The organism is Paracoccus binzhouensis, assembly GCF_016446475.1.
Classification (GTDB): Bacteria; Pseudomonadota; Alphaproteobacteria; order Rhodobacterales; family Rhodobacteraceae; genus Paracoccus; species Paracoccus binzhouensis.
The window spans coordinates 1-783 of record NZ_JAEHFP010000256.1 but is presented as its reverse complement, the minus strand read 5'-3'; the positions used below and the strand labels follow the sequence as shown (position 1 = coordinate 783).

At 75.1% G+C, this 783-nt stretch carries 1 protein-coding gene; it reads right to left on the bottom strand.

The genetic code is table 11. From position 1 onward, the window contains the following. Positions 1–783 (bottom strand): condensation domain-containing protein (locus tag I9P22_RS24325; protein ID WP_233253590.1); only part of this gene is annotated, 783 nt, incomplete at both ends.

The following is a 783-nucleotide window of genomic DNA, read 5'->3' as shown; positions in this document are numbered from 1 at the left end:
GGCGGGTCGCCTCGGCCCGCGCCCTTGCCGCGGCGATCTCGGCGGGGCTGGCGGTCGGCACCTCGGCCAGCGTGCCGGCGGCCAGCGCCGCGGCCAGGAACGCCGCCAGCCGGTCGCCATGGCCGCGCACCTCGTCGAGGGGGTAGAGCGCCGGGTTCGCGTCCACCTCGAAGGTCATGCCCGCTTCCGGGTCGCCGCGGAAGGTCAGTGTCAGGTCGTCCACCGCCCCGGCACCCAGGATGTGCAGCCGGCAGTCGAGTCCCGGGAATTCCGGCGGCCTGTCAAAGGGCTGCACGTTCACAAGCGGGCCGTAAAGCCGCCGCGTGCCCCCGACCAGCCCCAGTTCGCGCCGCAAGAGCTCGCTGCGATAGAGGCCGCGGCGGCGGGCCTGGGCCATGGCTTTCGACTGCGCGGCCAGCCATTCGGGCAGGGGCGCGTCCTCGTCCAGCCGCAGCCGATGCGGCAGCACGTTCATCGCCATGCAGGGCACCTGCGCGATCCTGCGACCCATCCGCGCCATGAAGGGCAGGCCGATCACCGCCTCGCCCCCGGTCCAGCGTGCCAGATAGGCGCCGCAAAGCGCGTTCAGCACATCCGGCCAGCCCAGCCGGTGCCGGGTGGCATAGGCGGCCAGCCGGTCCAGCAGCGCCTGCGGCAACCGGCGCGAATCGCGCAGGAAGTCATGGCCGCTGACCGCGCGGCCCGGCGCCGGGCCCGCGACCTCGGGCAGGCCGGCAAGCTGGGCGTGCCACCAGTCGCGGTCGGCCGCGCGCCGGGGCGAGG